Source organism: Flavobacterium sp. UBA7680 (genome assembly GCF_002482975.1).
In the GTDB taxonomy this organism is placed as follows: Bacteria; Bacteroidota; Bacteroidia; order Flavobacteriales; family Flavobacteriaceae; genus Flavobacterium.
The window spans coordinates 1-21,399 of the sequence record NZ_DLHA01000003.1; the positions used below are offsets into that span (position 1 = coordinate 1).

The window sequence follows — 21,399 nt, forward strand, 5'->3', positions numbered from 1 at the left end:
CAATTCCAGTTACGCAAGCCTTTTCTCAAACTATTTTTAATCTTTTTTTCAATTATTCCTTAACTCTCTGATAACACAACTTTTACAATGCATTATTTTTTGAAACATTGTCAGGTTTTTCTACAGCCCTTTGCTTTTTCCTTATTTTAAGCCCTTTTCCCTATCCCGTTTTTAAGGAGTTTTTATGTTTTACAGTTGTTTTGGCTGGTTTTGCCGCAAAGGCACTAAGACGCAAAGACTGGTTTTTCTGTGTGTTTTTAATCTCGCAGAGTCGTAGAGGCGCTAAGTTTCTCTTTTTGGATGTTTTTTCTTCTGAAAACTCTTGCCCTAGCCCCGATAGAAGTGGAAATCCTTTTGTGCCGGGGTTCGGCACAAAAGATTGGAACGGATAGCGGGATTAAGCTCCTTCAAAACAAATTCCAAACTTAAAGGCTTCGACTTCCCTCAGCCGGACAATCAGCATTCAAAACCTAACAACAGTTTCATTCAAGCCTTATAGCCTTTTACTCTTATATATATTATAGTAGAGTTTTCTACTTATATATGTATACAAATAAACCCCGCAGGTTTTAAAACCCTGGCGGATTATAGAAATAATAGCTACTCTTAGTATTAGTATCCCTAGCTTCTTACATAATAAAGCAATCTTCTACATATATATATTGTATGTATTTTTGTAATCACTTATATTTGCATTCACAAAATTATAAACAATGATCAAGATTACTTTACCCGATGGGTCAATTAGAGAGTTCGCTTCAGGCGTAACTCCAATGGAGGTCGCTAAAAACATTAGCGAAGGTTTTGCACGAAACGTGATTTCTGCATCTTTTAATGGTACAACTATTGAAACCGAGACTCCGTTAACGACCGATGGTAATCTTATTTTATATACTTGGAATGATGCTGAAGGTAAAAAAGCTTTCTGGCATTCGACTTCACACGTAATGGCGCAAGCTCTTGAGGAATTGTACCCTGGAATTAAATTAACTCTTGGGCCTGCAATTGCTAATGGGTTTTATTATGATGTGGATTTTGAAGATCAAAAAATTGTTGAAGCTGATTTTAAAAAGATCGAAGATCGTGTTCTTGAAATTTCAAGAGAGAAACACGAATTTAAAATGCGTCCGGTTAGTAAAGCTGATGCTTTAGCAATGTACAAGGATAATGTCTACAAGACTGAATTGATTTCTAATCTTGAAGACGGTACTATTACTTTTTGCGATCACGCTACTTTTACTGATTTATGTCGTGGAGGTCATATTCCGAATACTGGAATCATCAAGGCTTTTAAAATCATGAGCGTTGCTGGTGCTTATTGGAGAGGTGATGAAAAAAACAAGCAGTTAACTCGTGTTTACGGAACTTCTTTCCCTAAACAAAAAGATTTGACTGAGTATCTTGAACTTCTTGAAGAAGCAAAACGTCGTGATCACCGTAAATTAGGAAAGGAACTTGAATTGTTTGCTTTCTCTCAGAAAGTAGGCCAAGGTTTACCTTTATGGTTACCGAAAGGTGCTGCACTTAGAGAGCGTTTAGAGCAATTTTTAAAGAAAGCTCAAAAGAAAGCAGGTTACGAGCAAGTTGTGAGTCCGCATATTGGACAAAAAGAACTTTATGTAACTTCTGGCCATTATGCAAAATATGGTGCTGATAGTTTTCAGCCGATACATACTCCCGCTGAAGGTGAAGAGTTTTTATTGAAACCAATGAACTGTCCTCACCACTGTGAGATTTACAATGTAAGACCTTGGTCGTATAAAGATTTACCTAAGCGTTATGCTGAATTTGGTACTGTATATAGATATGAGCAATCTGGTGAATTACATGGTTTAACTCGTGTTAGAGGTTTTACTCAGGATGATGCGCATATTTTTTGTACTCCGGAACAATTGGATGAAGAGTTCAAAAAAGTAATTGACTTGGTATTATATGTATTTGGTTCGTTAGGTTTTGAAAACTTTACTGCTCAGATTTCATTGAGAGATCAGGAGAACAGAGAGAAATATATTGGTACAGATGAAAACTGGGAGAAGGCTGAAAACGCAATTATCAATGCTGCGGCTGACAAAGGTTTGAATACTGTTGTAGAATATGGTGAAGCTGCATTTTACGGACCTAAGCTTGACTTTATGGTTAAGGATGCTTTGGGAAGACAATGGCAGTTAGGAACAATTCAGGTGGATTATAACCTTCCTGAGCGTTTTGACTTGACATACAAAGGTGCTGATAATGAATTACATCGCCCGGTTATGATTCACAGAGCTCCTTTTGGATCTATGGAACGTTTTATAGCAATTTTACTAGAGCACACTGCGGGAAATTTCCCACTTTGGCTAATGCCTGAGCAAGCTATTATATTGTCTTTGAGCGAGAAATACGAAAATTATGCTAAAAAAGTTTTAGATTTGCTAGAAAATCACGAAATTCGCGCCCTAATTGACAACCGAAATGAAACTATCGGTAAGAAAATTAGAGATGCAGAAATGCAAAAAATTCCATTTATGCTTATCGTTGGTGAGGAGGAAGAGAAAAACGGTACAATTTCTATTCGTCGCCACGGCCAAGAAGGAAAAGGTAATATTACAGTTTCTATCGAAGAATTTGCTTCGATTGTGAACGAAGAAATAAAAAAGACATTAAAAGTATTTACAGTTTAACTTAAATTAGAAAGTCATAGCAATAAAAAGTAACAGAGGTTTTCAACCTCGAGTAGAAAAAAAAGATGCACACAGAATAAATAACAATATTCGTGGTGTACAGGAAGTAAGGTTAGTAGGCGAGAACATCGAACCAGGTGTATTTAAGCTTGCAGAAGCTTTACGTCTAGCAGATCAGTTTGAATTAGACTTGGTTGAAATTTCGCCAAATGCTGAGCCGCCGGTTTGTAAAATCATGGATTACAAGAAATTTGTTTACGAACAAAAGAAACGTGATAAGGCATTAAAAGCTAAATCATCGCAGGTTGTAGTAAAAGAGATTCGTTTTGGTCCTCAAACAGATGAGCATGATTATGAATTTAAAAGAAAAAATGCTGAGAAGTTCTTAAAAGAGGGTTCTAAATTAAAAGCATTTGTTTTCTTTAAAGGACGTTCGATCATCTATAAAGATCAAGGACAAATTTTACTTTTACGTTTGGCAACAGATTTAGAAGAGCACGGTAAGGTTGAAGCTATGCCGGTTCTTGAAGGGAAGAGAATGATTATGTTCATTGCTCCGAAAAAGAAGAAATAGTCTCAGTTTACAGTTTCAGTATTCAGTTATAAACTTGAAACCTGAAACTATAAACCTGAAACAAACAATATAAGTAAGTAAGAATAAATTAAAACACTAGGAAAAATGCCTAAAATGAAAACNNNNAAAGTTACTGGTTCTGGAAAGATTAAAAGAAAGCATGCTTTTAAAAGTCACATCTTGACTAAAAAATCTAAAAAACGTAAATTAGCTTTGACACACTCAGCGCTAGTTCACTCAACAGATATGAAAAGCATCAAACAACAATTAAGAATTATCTAATAATTCTTTAGGTTAAAAAATTATTTATATAACCTTGGAGTATGGCTTTCAAGTTCCTTTGATTCAATTCAGGACGCCTGCTACAAAAACACATTAAAATTATGCCAAGATCGGTAAATTCAGTTGCTAAAAGAGCAAGAAGAAAAAAAATAATGAAGCAAGCCAAAGGTTTCTTTGGTAGACGTAAAAACGTTTGGACAGTTGCTAAGAACGCGGTAGAGAAAGCAATGAGCTACGCTTACCGTGACAGAAAACAGAATAAAAGAAATTTCCGTTCATTATGGATTCAACGTATTAACGCTGGAGCTAGATTAGAAGGAATGTCTTATTCTCAATTCATGGGGAAAGTTAAAGCTAACGGAATCGAATTGAACCGTAAAGTTCTTGCAGATTTAGCTATGAACCACCCAGAAGCTTTCAAAGCAATACTTAATAAAGTAAAATAAACGTTTTATAAACTCAATTTAGATTACTTACTTATCATAAAGAAACCATTCGTTAATTCGGATGGTTTTTTGTTTTTACAATAATCTGCTTTACCTTTAATCCTCTCATAAAACAATTATAAAATGTTTACGGCACTATTTGATCATATACAGAAATTTATACCTCTAGAGCCTTCAGAAATTGATATACTAGAAAAATGTCTTACTATTTCGAAAGTAAAAAAGAAAGAACATCTATTACAGGAAGGACAAGTTTGTAATACTTTATATTTTGTATTAAAAGGCTGTACCAGACAATACATCATCAATTCAAAAGGTACAGAGCAAACTCTGCAGTTTGCTGTTGAAAATTGGTGGATAACTGATTATTTAAGTTATCACAACACTACTCCATCTCACTTCTATATTCAGACAGTTGAAAACTGTGAATTAATAGCAATTGAAAAAAGCACTTTAGAGTCTCTGTTAATTGAAATTCCAAAGTTGGAAAGATACTTTAGAATTGTTTCTCAAAAATCATTTGGTGCGGCTCAAATGCGTATTAAATTTTTATTTACAATGTCTGCCGAAGAAAGATATCATCATTTTAATAATCAAAATCCGGAGTTTGTGCAGCGTGTACCGCAATACATGCTTGCCTCCTATTTAGATTTTTCAGCAGAATTTATGAGTAAAATCAGGGCTGGAAAAGTATGATTTCAATTTCTTGAAGTAGTTCAAGTTTTTAAAAGAATACATTACTGACCTTTGTAATGAACTTTTAAAACACTTAAAAATGAAATCAAGAATTCTTATCCCAGAAGCTGCCCCACAAGCTTATCAGGCTTTAATTAACTTAGAAAAATATATTTCTACTACTTCATTAACTCCAGTCCATAAAGAATTAATTAAAATACGCGCCTCTCAAATTAATGGTTGTGCATATTGTATTAACATGCACACTGCTGATGCAAGAAAACATGGTATTTCTGAACAAAGAATATACTTAACAAGTGCATGGCGTGAAGCTGATGTTTATACTGAAGAAGAAAAAGCTATTTTAGCTTTAACAGAGCAGGTAACTTTAATTAACAATCATGTTACTGACGAAGTTTATCAAAATGCAGCAAACTTATTTGATGAAAAATATTTAGCAGAAATTATCCTTGCAATCATTACAATTAACTCTTGGAACAGATTGGCAATTACAACAGGATTAAGAGCTGTGTAATTCTTTATAAGGATAAATTTTACAACATTTTTAAAATTCTAACCCCTCCCACCAGAGGGTTTCTTTGTATTTACCTGTAAATGAGACTCAGTTAAATAAAAATTCAATCATTTTACAAAAACAGGTATTTATACTCTTTCATAGGAATTTAGGTTTTCTATTTTTGATTTATGATTTCAAAATACACTACAATAAATTCATACTCTATGACAGTTTCTTTTGTCTTTTTTGCATGCCAGAAGGAGTATTACCAATATTCTAATTTAAAAAACTCACAACTAAAATATATAACAAGTATAGATCTTCATCGGATTTTTCATTAGTTGTTTATAAGTATGGTGAAATACGGAAATCCGTACGAATACAATAACTAAGAGGATTAATTTTGAAAAAACAATAGGTTTCAATTTACTATAAAATAAAATTTGTATGTTCAAAAAGGTTTTAATTGCAGAGGACATAGACAGTATTAGTGCAACGATTATAAAAGTTCTTGAAGAATTAGAAATTCCTGTAATTCACCATGTAAAATATTATGATGATGGTTTATTAAAAATAAGAAAGAGCCTTCTTGACAATGAACCGTATGATTTGTTAATTACCGATTTATCTTTTAAAATAGACCATCGAAATACTAACATTTTGAATGGTGAAGAGCTTATTAATTCTGTAAATAAGATACAGCCTCAATTAAAGAAGATTGTATTTTCATCAGAAGATAAATCATATAGAATAAAAAAGCTTTTTAATGAATTAAAGATTACTGCTTATGTTTCTAAGGGGAGAAACAGTATTGAGGAGTTAAAAATTGCTATGCAAAAGGCTTTTAAAAATGAAGAGAAAATACTTTCTTCAGATTTAAGCTTTAGTTTTAATGACAAATCTTTAATTGAAATTGAATCTTATGATATTTCTATTTTAACTCTTATGGCAAGAGGTTATATTTTGGGGAGTATTTCAAATGAATTTAAGGCTAAATCGATAACTCCAAACGGAACCAGCAGTATTGAGAAACGAATTAATAAATTAAAGATATATTTTAAAGCTAATAACAATGTGCACTTAATTGCTATAGCCAAAGATTTCGGCTTAATTTAAATTCTATTAAACTTATGAAACCTAAATATAAATTTAATCTGGTATCGAAGATCAACACAGCCAGCAATAAAATTGTCCTAAAAACAATACTGCTTTGTCTTTTCTTGTCCATATGTTTTGCTTATGTTTCTGAAAAAACCGGCTGGTTAGAAATAGACTGGAAGATTATTTTTATTCCTGCGCTTCTTGTGCTGCAAATAATAATTATTGGAAAAGCTTTACAAAATAGGTATAAAAAGCTGTAAAGATTTTGATATTAAAATATCGAAATGCTTATATTTGATTTTTTAAAGCCTTATGAAAATTCTTATAAATTACGTTCTCTTACTATTCATTTCTTTTCAATCTTTTGCGCAGACTAAGATTATTTCCTGGAATTTGGAAAACTTTGGAAAATCTAAATCACAATCTACCTTAAATTTTATAGCTAATACGGTACGCGATTATGACATTGTTGCTGTCCAGGAAGTTGTTGCCGGATATGGCGGTTCGCAAAGTGTTGCGAAACTTGCTACACTACTAAATGAAAAAGGGGCAAAATGGGATTATATTGTTAGTGATCCTACAAGTGGAAGCAGTTATAAAAAAGAGCGCTATGCTTTTCTTTGGAAAACAAATAAAGCCAAATTAAAAGGAGAGCCATGGCTTGAAAAAAAGTACAATTTAGAAATTGATCGCGAACCTTATTTTGCAACTTTTGAGGTAAACAGAAAAATATTTACTCTGGTCAATTTTCATGCAATCACAAAAAGCAAACAGCCGGAAACTGAAATTAAATATTTTAAATTTCTGCCTCAGCAATATCCCGAACTTAATTTAGTATTTACTGGCGATTTTAATTGTCCGGAATCCCATACTGTTTTTAATCCGTTAAAGAAAATGGGATATACTTCAATGCTGCAGAAGCAAAAAACTACTTTAAAACAAAAATGTAATGGAGAGGTTTGTCTTGCTTCTGAATTTGACAATACTTTTTATAATCCAAATAGATTAAATCACATTGATTCTGGTGTAATTTTATTCTATAAAAAATTCAATACGCTCCAGGATGCCCGAAAAATATCCGATCATATTCCTATTTGGCTTGAATTTTCGCTGAATTAAATTATGTTTTGAGCTTTTTCTTTTTTGCTGCAGGGAATAAAACGTTATTTAAGATCAAGCGGTAACCCGGAGAATTAGGATGCAAATCTAAAACAGTTGGCGGATCTCCAACCTGATGTTGAAAATCTTCAGGATCGTGGCCTCCAAAAAAGGTAAACATTCCTTTGCCTTTTTCTCCGTGAATGTATCTTGCTTCACCATTTAGTTCGCAAGTTCCCATTACTAATACATTTGATTTTACTAATGTTTCATTAAAAGAAGTTGTCTGTCCCATAAATCCTTTTACTAATTGAGTATGATTTTGGCATAGCATACTTGGAATTGGATCCCATTTTGCAGAAAATTCCATTAAAGTAAAGTAATCTTTTTCCATTGGAACTCTTCTTTTACCAGTCATATCAATATCTGAAAACTCATAAACTTCTGGTCTTCGCTCTAAAATAAAGTCTTTGAACGCGAAAGAATTTGCATAATTTAATTTTGACTGATAATTAGATTCACTTGGATCCCCATCAAACATGGTTTCGCAAATATCAACACCATCTGCCGCAAGTGCAATATCAAAACTGTCAGTTGCTGAACACATGGCAAACATAAAACCGCCGCCAATAACAAAATCTCTTATCTTTTTTGCTACAGCACCTTTTTCCTGAGAAACTTTAGAATAACCCAATTTAGTAGCTAAAGCTTCAGCATCTTTTTTCTGTTCAATATACCAAGGTGTATTTTTATAAGCGGCATAAAATTTTCCATATTGTCCGGTAAAGTCTTCATGATGTAAGTGCAGCCAATCATACAGTAATAATTGGTCACTTAAAACTTCTTCATCATATATTGGTGTAAATGGAATTTCGGCATAAGTCAATACTAATGTTACTGCATCGTCCCAAGGCTGTTTTCCTTTTGGAGTGTAGACGGCAATTTTTGGCGCTTTTTCAAGAACAACCGATTCCATATTTTGCGATGGACTCGAAATATCATTTAAAATGGAGGCTTCTTCACTATCAGAAAGTATCTCAAAGCTAACTCCTCGAATTTTACATTCTTTACGAATTTCATCAGCATCCGGTAATAAAAATGAACCTCCACGATAATTAAGTAACCAACTGGCTTTGTAATCTCTGCTCAAACACCAATATGTAATTCCGTAAGCTTTTAAGTGATTTTGCTGCGTTGTTTCATCCATCGGAAGTAAAATAAACGAAGCTTTTGCTGTAAGGGAAAGCAATAAAATGAAAATATAAACTAAACTTTTTTTCATCAAAAAATATTTTAAGTAAAGATATAAAGGAAGCTTATAAAATCACAATAGAAGACTAGTTTTATAATAGTACAAAACTGTTAATTAACAAGAATACAAAAAAGTTCAAAGATTGAAATTTTGTAAAAAACAGGTAAAAATACGTAAACTATGACAACTTTTTCTGCCTAAATTTGGAATCTTAAAATCGACCAAATTAATCGATTAAAAATCAAACCAATGAATTACAACCAAAATAATCAACCAAAAGAATTTAGCATAATGCAAAAAATAGGTATTTGTGTACTCGTTTTTACAATAATCGTTTATTATGTTTTATCTATTCAATTTTTAACAAGCTAAAATTACAATGTCAAAACTGCAATTTCATTTTGAATAGCATAAACAACCAAACCGGCAATATTTCGTGATTCTGTTTTTAGCAATAAATTATTACGATGTCCTTCTACCGTTCGCGGGCTTAAAAAAAGATGTTCTGCTATCTCTGTAGTTGTTTTTTGCTGGCAGATAAGCTGCAAAATTTCTATTTCGCGTGGAGAAAGAAAACTTGTTTCAAGGTTTCCTTTTGAGTTTTTAGAAGATACGATAGTTTCCTGAATCGTTTTTAATACATTTTCATTGTAAAAAAAACCTTTTCTGTTAACTTCATTAATCGTTTTGATTAGATCTTTTGGAGTTGTATTCTTAATGAGATATGCTACTGCTCCAACCTGAATCATATTTGCAATAAATGATTTTGAATCATAACTGGTCAGGGCTATAATTTTAATGTCGGGAAAAGATTTTCGAATAATTTTTGTTGCTTCGACGCCATTTAAAACCGGCATTTTCAAATCCATGATAATAATATCTGGCTTGACATCATTATTCTGTAATTTGTTAACCAGCTCTTCACCGTTGGAAGCTTCAAAAATAATTTCAATATTGTCTTCTCTTTGCAATAAAAAAGCTATTCCTTTCCGAAACAATACTTCGTCATCGACTAAGGCGATTTTAATTACGGCATTCATTTTGTTTGTTTTTGGTCATTTGGTTTCCCGAAATTACAAAATATGAATTAATAATAGCTACAGAACCCTATTTTATTGATGCTAAAGGGCGATTATTTACTAAAATTTAAATTAAAAGGTAAAAATCACAGCAATACCTTTATTTATTTCTGAATCTATTTTTATAGTTCCGTTTAAAAAGGAAATTCTACTGTCAATATTTTTCATTCCAAGTCCTTTTTGATTTTCGCTGTTTTTGCTGTCAAAACCAATTCCGTTATCTTCATAATAACAAGTATTTGTTCCATTATTATCTTTAAACGCAATCCAAATTTCTGTTGCTTTACCATGACGGAGCGAATTATTCATTAATTCCTGCAAAATTCTAAAAATGTGCAAATGACGATCGATATTATCATCAAAGTCAATTTCATTTTTATAATACGTTTTAACTGATTTACTGCTTTCAAATTCTTCGCATAATTCTTCAACACCGGCATTTAATCCAAATTTTTCAAAAACTGGCGGCAATAAATTGTGAGCAATTTTTCTGGAGTTTTCCAAAGCCTTTGCTGTCAGGTTAATAATATTATCTGTAATCTCAATGGTTTCTGCTTCGGTTAAATTAGGCGCAGAAAGTAAATGCGTATTTAAGGAAACAATATTAAGTTTTGAACTTATATCATCGTGCAAGTCTTGCGCAATACGTTTACGCTCTTCTTCTTGTGTAATTATAATGGCGTGAAGCTGTTCTTTTTGATATTGCAATACCAAGTCTTTTTTCTCCAATTCTTTTTGAATTATTTTTTTTCTGGAGAAATAGAAAAATATTATCAATACAACTGCAACGATTATAAAGAAAAGTGAGATATATAATATAATGGCAACAAGTTCTTTTTCAGGGATTGAATGGGTATTCATATCTTATTAGGTTTACAAAAAATGCTTATTGAAGTTGAAATCAAATATATCTTATTTAATTTGAATGTGATTATTTCTTGAAAATAATTATTAAATAAAAAATCTCTATCAAGTATATACTCAATAGAGATTTTTTATAATTGTACAAAAATTATCTTTTAGTCGTCATCACTTGTACATGGAGGGCTTGGTTCACTAAAATCATAAACGCCATCTACTATTTTTGATGTTGCTGATGCTTTTTTAATATTATTATCTTTATCTAAACCTACTAAAATAGTAGTCATTTTTCCTTCACTATTCAATCCTAGAAACAATCCGACTTTTTCAATCCCTGCTTTATTTAGTATAGATGTAATTACCTCTGTTTCCATAGCATAACTTCGAATTCTTAAGCCATCGTATGATGTTACTTCATTTAAATCCTGTACTTTTTCTAGTTTTTTCTGCCAGGCTTCAATACCGGTAAAAGCTGTTTTTGGTGATAGTAAATGTTTATTTAATACTGCTGTTCTTTTACTAGTTAAATCAATTGTTACCTCATTAAGATCTGTTAACTTATCCTGATTTGAAGATGCAAATAATACTTTTGAATTTATTCTGTTGATTTCTTTTCCAGCAGAGTTTACTCCTGCTGCATCAATTTTTATAACTCCATTTTCATATCCTAAAACAAATCGTAAATGGTGTAAATCTGGAGTTGATGTCAATTTAGAAAAATCTTGAGATGAAAATAAATAGCTTTTAACTTCTTTTTGCGAACTGGCAAATTTATCATCTAAATTAGCATTTAACCAATTATTCTTTTGTGATGCCGTTGTTGTATTTATTTCATCCTGAGATGTTCCTTTTTGACAAGAAAACATAAGGAATATGCCAATAACAGCGATGTAAAAATTTACTTTTTTCATATTATTTGTTTACAGTTAATAAATAAGCTAAATATTTTAATTTTTAAATTCCTAAAAGATCCTACTTTAATAGATAAAAAAATCTCTATCAGAATGTGTCTAATAGAGATTAAATTTAAAAAATAAGTACTATGGTTTATCAGGATCTCCGTTTGGAGGACAAGGTCTTGTCGCATCGTAAACGTCTTCAGTATCTTTTGAAGTTAGGGATGTTTTTTTAATCCCATTATTTTTATCCAGATTGACAAGTATTGTTGTTACTTTTCCTTTTTGGTTAAGTCCTAAAAACAGACCGACATTTGCACTTTTTTTAGATGTCATTTCCTTTACTACAGCAGCTTCCAGACTATAGTAACGAAAACGTGTACCTTCGTATGAAAGTGCTTCATCTAAATCAGAAACAGTATTAAGTTTTTCCTGCCAGGCGTCTATCCATGTAAAAGCATAATTAGGAAGTAAAATATGTTCATTTAATAATAAACTTCTTTTTTTCGCAGTATTTACAGTCAGCTTCTTAAGCTCAACAAGGTTATTTTGTACACTAATGTCTTTCAAAACTACTGATTTTACTATTCCTAACTTTTTTCCGCTTTCATCAATTCCAACAACTTCTATTTGTATTGTGTTGTCGGCATATCCCAAAACAAAACGAACTTCTTCGACATTAGGAGTATTTACTAATTTATCCAGTTCTTGTGTTGGAAATAAATAGGCTGTAACCTGTTTTTGAGAACTTGCAAACTCCGTATTTAAATCGGCTTTTAACCAATTTTCTTTTTCTGTTTTACTTATTGCATTTACTTCTTCCTGCGAATTATCTTTTTGGCATGAAACCATAAGAAACATTACTGCAGCTCCTAAAATTATTTTCTTCATAGTTGATGTTGGTTTAGTATTAATTTTTAAATAATTTATTTTAGAAAACATTTTAACTTTAAAACATCAATGAATTTTATTGTGGTTCTTTAGGATCTCCAAAAGGAGGAACTGGACGAGTACCGTCGTAAACATCATCAACATCATTTTTTGAGGTTAAGGATGCCTTCTTTATTCCATTATTTTTATCAAGATTGATAAGTATTGTTGTCACTTTCCCTTTTGGGTTAAGCCCTAAAAACAAACCGACATTTGTACTTTTTTTAGATGTCATTTCTTTTACCACACCAGCCTCCAGACTATAGTAACGAAAACGTGTGCCTTCGTATGAAAGTACTTCATCTAAATCAGAAACAGAACTAAGTTTTTCCTGCCAGGCATCTATCCATGCAAAAGCATAAAAAGGCACCAAAATATGTTCGTTTAATAGTAAACTTCTTTTTTTTGTAGTGTTTACAGTCAGTTTTTTAAGTTCAACAAGGTTATTTTGAACACTAATATCTTTTAAAACTGTTGACTCAACTGATCCTAACTTTTTACCATTTTTATCAACTCCAGTAACTTCTATTTGTATGGTGTTATCTGCATATCCCAGAACAAAGCGAACTTCTTCTACATCAGGAGTATTTACTAATTTATCTAGTTCTTCTGTTGGAAATAAATAGGCTGTAACTTGCTTTTGAGAACTTGCAAACTCCGTATTTAAATCGGCTTTTAACCAATTTTCTTTTTGTGTTTTATTTATTGCATTTACTTCTTCTTGTGAATTATCTTTTTGACATGCAACCATAAGAAGCATTACTACAGCTAATGAAATTATTTTCTTCATAGTTAATCGTTGATTTTGGCTTACGCATTAATTTTGTTAGTATTATATTAGAAAATATTTAAACTCTAAAAAAACAGACAAATTCTATTATGGCGTTTCAGGATCTCCGTAAGGCGGAACTGGACGAGCACCATCGTACACATCATCGGTATCATCTTTTGAAGTTTGAGATGCTTTTTTAATTCCATTATTTTTATCCAGATTGATAAGTATTGTTGTCACTTTCCCTTTTGGGTTAAGTCCTAAAAACAAACCGACATTTGCACTTTTTTTAGATGTCATTTCTTTTACCACACCAGCCTCCAGACTATAGTAACGAAAACGTGTTCCTTCATATGAAAGCACTTCATCTAAATCAGAAACAGAACTAAGTTTTTCCTGCCAGGCGTCTATCCATGCAAAAGCATAAGAAGGCACCAAAATATGTTCGTTTAATAATAAGCTTCTTTTTTTTGTAGTGTTTACAGTCAGCTTCTTAAGCTCAACAAGGTTATTTTGAACACTAATATCTTTCAAAACTGTTGACTCAACTAATCCTAACTTTTTACCGCTTTTATCAACTCCAGCAGCTTCGATTTGTATGGTGTTCCTTTCATATCCAAGAACAAAGCGAACTTCTTCTACCTTAGGAGTATTTACCAATTTATCCAGTTCTTCTGCTGGAAATAAATACGCTGTAACCTGCTTTTGAGAACTTGCAAATTGAGTATTTAAATCAGCTTTTAACCAATTTTCTTTTTTATTTGAAAATGTATTTAAAGAACCATCATCTTGTGATGCATCTTTTTGGCATGAAAACGTGACAAGTAATGTCATTAAAGCAATGCAAAAATTTCTTTTCTTCATAATTAAATTTGATTTTTGATTAAGTTAATTTTTAGTTTTTAGTTGTAATCTCTTTGTAAAAATTGATTTTCCAATCGTATAAAATAAAAAACTGATTGACTAAAAGTAAAAAAGTGTTTAATATCCAGGTTAGATATTTAAGATCTTCACTAAGCCCTACAGAAAAATTTCCAATTAAATATAAAACGGTACTTGCTAATAAGTAAAATACTAGGCCTATTGTAGTATAATAATATTTTTTACTTTCCGTAAGCATATTATAAAAATGAAACAAGGCATAAATTACGATAAGCAGATTTGTTAAAGTAATTTCAAATAAATTAAACTTTAAAAACTCACTTGAATCTATACAAAATTGTATCGCTAAAACCAATAATGCTATAGCCAGACTAATTTTTATGAATATTTTTTGGCTCTTTACCTGTGTCAATGAATTATAGAAAATTCCAAGTATTATCATTTGACCTATAAAGAATATATTAACAAAAACTAAATTGGCCATACCTAGTTGATACCATAGCTCCATACTAAATTGCATAGCAAAACAAAAAGCTAAATAGGAGACAAAAAAAACATTAGCTTTTCCCTTTCGGAAAAAGCTATATGAATAGACTATCAGGTTTATTAATAAAACTAAATAGGTTGAGTATATTAATAATTCATTCATTTTTTATATACTTCATTATTAATATGGTGGGCTAGGACGTATTCCATCATACACAATATCTTCAGCAGCCTCTGCTTTGTTTTGTTCTGATGATGATTTTCCGTAAACATCTACATATTTACCTGTTTCCTTGTCATATTGGGCTCCAACAAAAAGCAGGGTTCTTTCTTTTTGGTCATTAATACCAAGATAAGCACGAACTGCATCTGTATCCAGTGCCAATACTTTTTCTAAACTTTCTCGAGGTATTAAAAAAGATTTTACTTTGTTTTCTCGGGTTTCGATCGTGGTATCATCCTCGTACCTTTTTTCCCATACTTCAGCAGTGGCCAACGGGATTTGAATTGGCCCTGGAAAGTTTTTTTCGCTCATAGTTTTTGAATTTTAATTAGTTAATAGTTTTAAAATTGTTTATGGTTTTGCTAAGCTACCGAATTAATTTTTATGTAGAAATATTATTTTGTGAAATTATAGACAGGAGTGCTTAATTGCAGAATAAAAAAAAATCTTTACAAGCAGAGGGCTCATAAAGATTTTTTTATTTAGGTTTTTATTTAAATTAAAATGGAACATCACTGTCATCATCGTCATCATTTAAATTGCTTCCAAAAGCTTCATTAGCTGAAGGCAGATTATGAGTAACAAACGGATTATCATCATGATTCATTTTTGACGGCAAATCATCATAGCTGCCCGAAAATTCATCAAGATTATCAAATTTCCCTAAGTGTCCTAAAAATTTCAAACGGATGTTTTCAATACCACCATTACGGTGTTTGGCTATCATAATTTCAGCCTGACCAGCAGTTGGCGAAGCCTCTTCATCATCCCATTCTTCAATTTTGTAATATTCTGGTCGGTACAAAAACGAAACGATATCGGCATCCTGCTCAATTGCTCCAGATTCACGAAGATCCGAAAGAAGCGGACGTTTACTCGATCCACGCGTTTCAACGGCACGCGACAGCTGAGAAAGTGCAATAACGGGAACGTTAAGTTCTTTTGCCAAAGCTTTTAAGTTTCGGGAAATTGTAGAAATTTCCTGCTCACGATTTCCTCCTCCTTTATTATTTCCTCCCGCAGTCATCAACTGCAAATAATCTATAATGATAATTTTAATACCATGCTGCGACGCTAAACGACGGCATTTTGCTCTTAAATCGAAAATAGAAAGTGAGGGAGTATCATCAATAAATAAAGGCGCTTTCTCTAAATCTTTCACTTTAGTACTCAACATTGTCCATTCATGAGCCTCTAATTTACCTGTACGTAATTTTTCTGATGACAATCCTGTTTCAGAAGAAATAAGCCTTGTAATTAACTGAACAGATGCCATCTCAAGAGAGAATAAAGCTACTGCATGCCCATATTGGATAGCAATATTTCTGGCCATAGAAAGTACAAATGCCGTCTTTCCCATCGCCGGTCTGGCCGCGATAATAATTAAATCACTCGGCTGCCATCCAGACGTTAGCTTATCCAGATTATGAAAACCAGTTTCTACACCACTTAATCCTTCTTTTTTAGAAATTTCTTCGATTTTCTTTTTGGCTTGTAAAACTAAACTTTGTGCGGTTTCAGAACTACGCTTTATATTTCCTTGTGTTACTTCATATAATTTAGATTCCGCTTTATCCAATAAATCAAAAACGTCTGCACTTTCATCATACGATTCTTCAATAATTTCTGAAGAAATTCTAATCAAACTTCTTTGAATAAATTTTTGAAGAATGATACGCGAGTGAAATTCGATATGCGCCGAAGAAGCAATTTTCTGAGTAAGCTGAATCAAATAAAAATCTCCACCCGCTAAATCCAACTTTCCGTTTTTCTTTAACTGAGTTGAAACTGTTAAGATATCGATTGGCTGAGTTTCAGTAAAAAGCTGTAAAATCGCTTCAAAAATATGTCTGTGTGCGTCTTTGTAAAAAGCATCGGGCTGCAAAATATCAATTACATCGTCAACCCCCTTTTTATCAATCATCATTGCCCCCAATACAGCTTCCTCCAGATCAAGTGCTTGCGGTGGCAATTTTCCTTTCTCGAGATTAATAATAGTGGTTTTATCTACCTTTACAGGATTTACATTCTTGAAATTTTCCATATAGCGAAAGTAGCAAAATTTAAAAAAAATCTGCTATCTAGTTATAACTATTAAATGTTTATAAATATTTTGCTTTTGTTGATAACCAAAAAAAAATCCGAAACCGCAGGGCTTCGGATTTTTAATCATATTATATGAATTTACTCTTTATACTCACCCATATTGCTATATTTGCCCATTCTTTGGGCAATTAGCTCGGCTGTTGATAAGTCTTTCAATTCGTTATATCCTTTGGTAATGTATTCTGCTACTGTTTTAAAAGTAGTTTCACGGTCGTAGTGTGCTCCGCCAAGTGGTTCAGGAATTACATCATCAACTAATTTTTGTTTTTTCATGTCAGACGAAGTCAATTTTAAAGCATCTGCAGCACGTTCTTTGTACTCCCAGCTTTTCCATAAAATTGAAGAACATGATTCTGGAGAAATTACAGAATACCAAGTATTCTCTAACATATAAACTTTATCTCCAACACCTATTCCTAATGCTCCTCCAGAAGCACCTTCACCTACAATAATAGTAATGATTGGTACTTGTAAACGAACCATTTCGAAAATGTTTCTTGCAATAGCTTCTCCTTGTCCTCTTTCTTCCGCTTCAAGTCCTGGATATGCACCCGGAGTATCTACTAAAGTTAAAACCGGGATTCCGAATTTCTCTGCCATTTTCATCAAACGCAAAGCTTTACGGTATCCTTCTGGATTTGCCATACCAAAATTACGGTATTGACGTGTTTTTGTATTAAAACCTTTTTGCTGACCAACGATCATAAACGATTGTCCGTTTACTTTACCAAGACCACCAACCATTGCTTTATCATCTTTAAAACCTCTGTCTCCATGAAGTTCTAAGAAAGTATCACCGCAAATTGCTCTGATATAGTCTAAAGTATAAGGTCTATTTGGGTGCCTTGACAATTGTACACGCTGCCAAGCCGTAAGATTTTTGTATATTTCTTTTTTAGTCTCTACTAATTTCTTGTTGATTTCTTTACAAGTTGGCGTAACATCAACGTCAGATTCTTTTCCAATTATAACACACTTTTCTAACTGTTCTTCAAGTTCTTTTATTGGAAGCTCAAAATCTAAATATTCCATGGATTTTTGAATTTTGTTTTTAAATCGAACCGCAAATATAAAAATATTATACTATTCGTGTGATTATTTCGTGTTTAAAATGTAAAAATGTAATTTAAAAATAAGGCAAATACTACACTTTTTCTTTATTCTTATAATGTTTAAAAACACCATTTAAGATAACTGTAATAACAATTATTACAGCCCCTATGTAAAATTCGGTACTCATTTTTTCCTTTCCGCCCAAGATAAAATAAGCTAAAAGAATACCGTAAACCGGCTCTAAATTAGTGGTTAACATTACCGTATAAGGAGTTAAGCGCTGCATTACTTTTACCGAAGCAGTAAAGGCATAAGCCGTACAAACAGAAGCCAAAATCAACAGCAAAATCCAGTTATTTATTGACATTACAAAAAAGTCTGCATTGAATTTTCCTATCACTAAAAAATAAAGCGAGATAAAGAAAACCCCTGCACCAAATTCATAAAATGTAATAACCGAAGGCTCGTGATCTGAGATTAGTTTCCCATTCATCAGGGTAAATAAAACCCCAAGAATTATCGAAATTAAGGCATAATAAACTCCGGTAAGATATTTAATTTCAACTTGTAATATCAATCCTAATCCGGCAATGATAATTAATCCAAAGAAAACTTCGTACCACAAAATCTTTCTTCCGTAAAAAAGAGGTTCTAATAAAGATGCAAAAAAAGCACCAAGCGAAAAAATCGACAATGTTATAGAAACATTTGATACGTGAATGGCTTTAAAAAAGAAAATCCAATGCAGTGCAATTAATAATCCAACGAAAATTAATTTAGCAAAAGATTTAGCCGATATAACAAAAGACTGCTTTTTATAAAGAATAAATCCGCCAAGAAAAATTCCGGCAATCAACATTCTAAACCAAACTAAATTTTCGGCATCAATTGTAATTAAAGCTCCAAGAATAGCCGTAAATCCCCAGATAAAAACAATTAAATGAAGGTTTAAATAACTTTTTAAATTATCGTTTCGCATTACGTAATAAGTAAACTGCCAGAATTCCAAAAACAAAATTTGGAAACCAAACAGCTATTAAAGGTGAAAAAGTAGATTTTTCGGCAAGAGTACCAAATATTTTATCAAAGAATACAAATGAAAACGCAATCGCAATTCCAATCGCCAGGTTCATTCCCATACCGCCACGTCGTTTCATTGAAGAAACTGAAACTGCAATAATAGTCAGGATAAAAGCAGAAACGGGTATGCTGTATTTTTTATAAAGAACTACTAAATAGGTATTGATATTTCCTGAACCTCTTTTTCTTTCTTTTTCTATAAAATCAATCAATTTGCCTAAAGTCAATGTTTCTGCTATATAAACAACAGGCGTTAAATCAGCAAGTTCAAACTTAAATTTTACCTTTTTTTCAGGTTCTCTTTCAATTACATCATTCAAATCAGCAAGAGTCCTTTTTGTATAATCATACAAAATATAAGTCTTTAATTTCGGGTCCCATTTAATACGGCTTGCGGTAATTTTATAGGTTAGTTTATCTTTTTCAAAATGTTCTAACGTAAAATTAAATGCTGTTTTAGACTCTTCATTAAAACTATTTACAAAAATAAAATCATGATCATTAATTTGTCTGTAAACATTAGTGTTTTCGCCCCGCATGAGTTCCTTTCCGTTTCCTTTCAAATAAGTGTACCTAAAATTGTTATAACCCTCACTTGCCGCAGGAACAATAAAAAATCCCATCAGCAAAACAAAAATCGAAACAATTGTTGCACCTATAATATAAGGACGCAGGAAACGCGTAAATGAAATTCCTGAACTTAAAATCGCAATAATCTCTGTATTATTAGCCAGTTTTGAAGTAAACCATATTACCGATAAAAACAAAAATATCGGAAATAAAGAGTTGATAAAATAGATTGTAAAATTGTAATAATAGAACGCAATATCCATAAACGGAATCTTGTTTTCGAGCATCTTATTTACTTTTTCAGAAACGTCAATTACGATTCCGATTGGCGCAAACAAAAGCAGCATCACAGAAAAAGTTCCGAGATATCTTTTTAAGATGTATTTATCTATTATTGACAGCATATAGTTTTTGTTTTTGTTGTTTCAGGTTTCAAGTTTCAAGTTCTCTACAGAACGTGAAACTTGAAACCTGAAACTTGAAACTCTTTTTTTAAAGTCTTTGACTCATATTTTTAACCATCATTTCTTTCCATGGTCTAAAATCGCCTGCTAAGATATGTTTTCTAGCTTCACGAACCAACCACATGTAGAAACCAAGATTATGAATTGTAGCAATTTGTTTTCCTAAATATTCGTTAGCAGCAAATAAGTGACGCAAATATGCTTTTGTATATTCTGTATCTACAAAAGTATGTCCCATTTCATCAATAGGAGAAAAATCAGCTTCCCACTTTTTATTTTTGATGTTGATCGTTCCGTTTGCTGTAAACAACATTCCGTTTCTTGCATTACGCGTTGGCATAACACAGTCAAACATATCAATTCCTAATGCGATATTTTCTAATATATTTATAGGAGTTCCAACTCCCATTAAATAACGAGGTTTGTCTTCCGGAAGAATTTCGCATACAACTTCAGTCATTGCATACATTTCTTCTGCTGGCTCTCCTACTGATAATCCGCCAATTGCATTTCCTTGCTGCCCAGAATTCGCAATATATTCTGCCGACTGACGACGCAAATCTTTATAGGTACTTCCCTGAACAATTGGGAAAAAAGTCTGCTCGTAACCGTATTTATAAGGTAATTTATCTAAATGATTAATGCAACGATCCAACCAGCGGTGAGTCATGTGCATTGATCTTTGTGCGTATCTGTAATCGCAAGGATAAGGTGTACATTCATCAAAAGCCATAATAATATCGGCTCCAATGGTACGCTGAATTTCCATTACATTTTCTGGAGTAAAAAAGTGGTAAGAACCGTCAATATGTGATTTAAACTTCACTCCTTCTTCTTTAATTTTTCTGTTTGAAGAAAGAGAATAAACCTGATATCCACCAGAATCAGTCAAAATATTACGATCCCAATTCATGAATTTATGCAATCCTCCTGCTTTTTCAAGAATTTCTGTCTGCGGACGTAAGTATAAATGGTATGTATTTCCAAGAATAATATCCGGATTAATATCATCTTTTAATTCACGCTGATGCACTCCTTTTACCGAAGCCACAGTTCCAACAGGCATAAAAATAGGCGTTTCGATTACGCCGTGATCAGTAGTTATACTTCCCGCTCTTGCTTTTGACTGCGGATCTTTTTGTAATAAATCAAACTTCATGTGTTTCTTTTTTCAGTCGGCAAAGATAAGCTAATTTCAGGGAAATTTAATCAATTAGATCATTTGTCAATTATAAAATTGAGTTAATTCAAAAACAATATAAAACCTAAACTCCAGAAATTTTTAAATTTGAATAAAATCAATAAAATATGATACGCAATATTGTCAGGCTGAGCGAAGTCGAAGCCTTTCACAATGAAGATAAAAAATAAAACCCGTTTAAACCAGCGAAA

At 32.2% G+C, this 21,399-nt stretch carries 23 protein-coding genes; 9 read left to right on the forward strand and 14 right to left on the reverse strand.

Annotated elements, in window-relative coordinates:
• The first annotated feature begins 713 nt into the window (after positions 1-713).
• The 9 genes from thrS to B3C18_RS00410 all read left to right on the forward strand — a co-directional run bounded on the left by thrS (position 714) and on the right by B3C18_RS00410 (position 7,374).
• A complete protein-coding gene (gene thrS / locus B3C18_RS00370; RefSeq protein ID WP_291140647.1) occupies positions 714-2,660 on the forward strand; it encodes a threonine--tRNA ligase in 1,947 nt (648 codons plus the stop codon).
• 22 nt (positions 2,661-2,682) lie between these two features.
• A complete protein-coding gene (gene infC, locus B3C18_RS00375; RefSeq protein WP_089054229.1) occupies positions 2,683-3,234 on the forward strand; it encodes a translation initiation factor IF-3 in 552 nt (183 codons plus the stop codon).
• 105 nt (positions 3,235-3,339) lie between these two features.
• Entirely contained in the window at positions 3,340-3,516 is a 177-nt protein-coding gene (gene rpmI, locus B3C18_RS00380) for a 50S ribosomal protein L35 (protein ID WP_291140650.1), read from the forward strand.
• 101 nt (positions 3,517-3,617) lie between these two features.
• The gene (gene rplT, locus B3C18_RS00385) at positions 3,618-3,962 is read left to right on the forward strand and encodes a 50S ribosomal protein L20 (protein WP_008464948.1); all 345 of its coding nucleotides are present in this window, start codon (positions 3,618-3,620) and stop codon (positions 3,960-3,962) included.
• Between the two features lie 123 nt (positions 3,963-4,085).
• Positions 4,086-4,658 carry a Crp/Fnr family transcriptional regulator gene (locus B3C18_RS00390; RefSeq protein ID WP_291140654.1) on the forward strand — a complete coding sequence of 191 codons (573 nt, stop codon included), beginning with the start codon at positions 4,086-4,088 and terminating at the stop codon, positions 4,656-4,658.
• Positions 4,659-4,737: 79 nt separating this feature from the next.
• Entirely contained in the window at positions 4,738-5,172 is a 435-nt protein-coding gene (locus B3C18_RS00395; RefSeq protein ID WP_053474261.1) for a carboxymuconolactone decarboxylase family protein, read from the forward strand.
• A gap of 429 nt (positions 5,173-5,601) precedes the next feature.
• Positions 5,602-6,270, forward strand: coding sequence for a response regulator (locus B3C18_RS00400; protein WP_291140659.1), 669 nt, complete (start codon positions 5,602-5,604; stop codon positions 6,268-6,270).
• Positions 6,271-6,284: 14 nt separating this feature from the next.
• Positions 6,285-6,515: a hypothetical protein gene (locus B3C18_RS00405; protein WP_291140662.1), complete on the forward strand. Its 231-nt coding sequence runs from the start codon at positions 6,285-6,287 to the stop codon at positions 6,513-6,515.
• Positions 6,516-6,567: 52 nt separating this feature from the next.
• A complete protein-coding gene (locus B3C18_RS00410) occupies positions 6,568-7,374 on the forward strand; it encodes an endonuclease/exonuclease/phosphatase family protein (RefSeq protein WP_291140665.1) in 807 nt (268 codons plus the stop codon).
• Position 7,375: 1 nt separating this feature from the next.
• Here B3C18_RS00410 and B3C18_RS00415 read toward each other — a convergent pair whose 3' ends face one another.
• The 14 genes from B3C18_RS00415 to tgt form a co-directional block, all read right to left on the reverse strand.
• Complete coding sequence (locus B3C18_RS00415; protein ID WP_291140668.1) at positions 7,376-8,635, reverse strand: asparagine synthetase B; 1,260 nt, start codon at positions 8,633-8,635, stop codon at positions 7,376-7,378.
• Between the two features lie 344 nt (positions 8,636-8,979).
• The gene (locus tag B3C18_RS00420; RefSeq protein ID WP_053474266.1) at positions 8,980-9,645 is read right to left on the reverse strand and encodes a response regulator transcription factor; all 666 of its coding nucleotides are present in this window, start codon (positions 9,643-9,645) and stop codon (positions 8,980-8,982) included.
• A 111-nt stretch (positions 9,646-9,756) separates the two neighbouring features.
• Positions 9,757-10,545, reverse strand: a complete 789-nt coding sequence (locus B3C18_RS00425; protein ID WP_291140673.1) for a sensor histidine kinase — start codon at positions 10,543-10,545, stop codon at positions 9,757-9,759.
• A gap of 158 nt (positions 10,546-10,703) precedes the next feature.
• Positions 10,704-11,456, reverse strand: a complete 753-nt coding sequence (locus tag B3C18_RS00430; protein WP_291140676.1) for a hypothetical protein — start codon at positions 11,454-11,456, stop codon at positions 10,704-10,706.
• Between the two features lie 129 nt (positions 11,457-11,585).
• Positions 11,586-12,332 (reverse strand): hypothetical protein, encoded by a 747-nt coding sequence (locus tag B3C18_RS00435; RefSeq protein ID WP_291140679.1) that lies wholly within the window; start codon positions 12,330-12,332, stop codon positions 11,586-11,588.
• Between the two features lie 76 nt (positions 12,333-12,408).
• Positions 12,409-13,161 (reverse strand): hypothetical protein, encoded by a 753-nt coding sequence (locus B3C18_RS00440; protein WP_291140682.1) that lies wholly within the window; start codon positions 13,159-13,161, stop codon positions 12,409-12,411.
• Between the two features lie 87 nt (positions 13,162-13,248).
• The gene (locus B3C18_RS00445; protein WP_291140685.1) at positions 13,249-14,007 is read right to left on the reverse strand and encodes a hypothetical protein; all 759 of its coding nucleotides are present in this window, start codon (positions 14,005-14,007) and stop codon (positions 13,249-13,251) included.
• A gap of 31 nt (positions 14,008-14,038) precedes the next feature.
• Positions 14,039-14,674: a hypothetical protein gene (locus B3C18_RS00450; RefSeq protein WP_291140688.1), complete on the reverse strand. Its 636-nt coding sequence runs from the start codon at positions 14,672-14,674 to the stop codon at positions 14,039-14,041.
• A gap of 18 nt (positions 14,675-14,692) precedes the next feature.
• Positions 14,693-15,046, reverse strand: a complete 354-nt coding sequence (locus tag B3C18_RS00455) for a hypothetical protein (RefSeq protein WP_291140691.1) — start codon at positions 15,044-15,046, stop codon at positions 14,693-14,695.
• A gap of 187 nt (positions 15,047-15,233) precedes the next feature.
• On the reverse strand, positions 15,234-16,778 hold the full coding sequence (gene dnaB, locus B3C18_RS00460) for a replicative DNA helicase (protein ID WP_291140694.1): 1,545 nt from the start codon (positions 16,776-16,778) through the stop codon (positions 15,234-15,236).
• A gap of 140 nt (positions 16,779-16,918) precedes the next feature.
• Positions 16,919-17,872, reverse strand: a complete 954-nt coding sequence (locus B3C18_RS00465) for an acetyl-CoA carboxylase carboxyltransferase subunit alpha (protein ID WP_291140697.1) — start codon at positions 17,870-17,872, stop codon at positions 16,919-16,921.
• Between the two features lie 112 nt (positions 17,873-17,984).
• A complete protein-coding gene (locus B3C18_RS00470; protein ID WP_291140700.1) occupies positions 17,985-18,872 on the reverse strand; it encodes a DMT family transporter in 888 nt (295 codons plus the stop codon).
• Positions 18,859-19,947, reverse strand: coding sequence for an LptF/LptG family permease (locus tag B3C18_RS00475; RefSeq protein WP_291140703.1), 1,089 nt, complete (start codon positions 19,945-19,947; stop codon positions 18,859-18,861). The genes B3C18_RS00470 and B3C18_RS00475 overlap by 14 nt, the downstream gene beginning before the upstream one ends.
• An 88-nt stretch (positions 19,948-20,035) precedes the next feature.
• Positions 20,036-21,166: a tRNA guanosine(34) transglycosylase Tgt gene (gene tgt / locus B3C18_RS00480; protein WP_291140706.1), complete on the reverse strand. Its 1,131-nt coding sequence runs from the start codon at positions 21,164-21,166 to the stop codon at positions 20,036-20,038.
• Positions 21,167-21,399 lie beyond the last annotated feature (233 nt).

Coding starts and splice junctions, on each gene's coding strand:
- thrS (WP_291140647.1), top strand. CDS start 714: ATGATCAAGATTACTTTACCCGATGGGTCAATTAGAGAGTTCGCTTCA.
- rplT (WP_008464948.1), top strand. CDS start 3,618: ATGCCAAGATCGGTAAATTCAGTTGCTAAAAGAGCAAGAAGAAAAAAA.
- B3C18_RS00390 (WP_291140654.1), top strand. CDS start 4,086: ATGTTTACGGCACTATTTGATCATATACAGAAATTTATACCTCTAGAG.
- B3C18_RS00395 (WP_053474261.1), top strand. CDS start 4,738: ATGAAATCAAGAATTCTTATCCCAGAAGCTGCCCCACAAGCTTATCAG.
- B3C18_RS00400 (WP_291140659.1), top strand. CDS start 5,602: ATGTTCAAAAAGGTTTTAATTGCAGAGGACATAGACAGTATTAGTGCA.
- B3C18_RS00405 (WP_291140662.1), top strand. CDS start 6,285: ATGAAACCTAAATATAAATTTAATCTGGTATCGAAGATCAACACAGCC.
- B3C18_RS00410 (WP_291140665.1), top strand. CDS start 6,568: ATGAAAATTCTTATAAATTACGTTCTCTTACTATTCATTTCTTTTCAA.
- B3C18_RS00415 (WP_291140668.1), bottom strand. CDS start 8,635: ATGAAAAAAAGTTTAGTTTATATTTTCATTTTATTGCTTTCCCTTACA.
- B3C18_RS00420 (WP_053474266.1), bottom strand. CDS start 9,645: ATGAATGCCGTAATTAAAATCGCCTTAGTCGATGACGAAGTATTGTTT.
- B3C18_RS00425 (WP_291140673.1), bottom strand. CDS start 10,545: ATGAATACCCATTCAATCCCTGAAAAAGAACTTGTTGCCATTATATTA.
- B3C18_RS00430 (WP_291140676.1), bottom strand. CDS start 11,456: ATGAAAAAAGTAAATTTTTACATCGCTGTTATTGGCATATTCCTTATG.
- B3C18_RS00435 (WP_291140679.1), bottom strand. CDS start 12,332: ATGAAGAAAATAATTTTAGGAGCTGCAGTAATGTTTCTTATGGTTTCA.
- B3C18_RS00440 (WP_291140682.1), bottom strand. CDS start 13,161: ATGAAGAAAATAATTTCATTAGCTGTAGTAATGCTTCTTATGGTTGCA.
- B3C18_RS00445 (WP_291140685.1), bottom strand. CDS start 14,007: ATGAAGAAAAGAAATTTTTGCATTGCTTTAATGACATTACTTGTCACG.
- B3C18_RS00450 (WP_291140688.1), bottom strand. CDS start 14,674: ATGAATGAATTATTAATATACTCAACCTATTTAGTTTTATTAATAAAC.
- B3C18_RS00455 (WP_291140691.1), bottom strand. CDS start 15,046: ATGAGCGAAAAAAACTTTCCAGGGCCAATTCAAATCCCGTTGGCCACT.
- dnaB (WP_291140694.1), bottom strand. CDS start 16,778: ATGGAAAATTTCAAGAATGTAAATCCTGTAAAGGTAGATAAAACCACT.
- B3C18_RS00465 (WP_291140697.1), bottom strand. CDS start 17,872: ATGGAATATTTAGATTTTGAGCTTCCAATAAAAGAACTTGAAGAACAG.
- B3C18_RS00470 (WP_291140700.1), bottom strand. CDS start 18,872: ATGCGAAACGATAATTTAAAAAGTTATTTAAACCTTCATTTAATTGTT.
- B3C18_RS00475 (WP_291140703.1), bottom strand. CDS start 19,947: ATGCTGTCAATAATAGATAAATACATCTTAAAAAGATATCTCGGAACT.
- tgt (WP_291140706.1), bottom strand. CDS start 21,166: ATGAAGTTTGATTTATTACAAAAAGATCCGCAGTCAAAAGCAAGAGCG.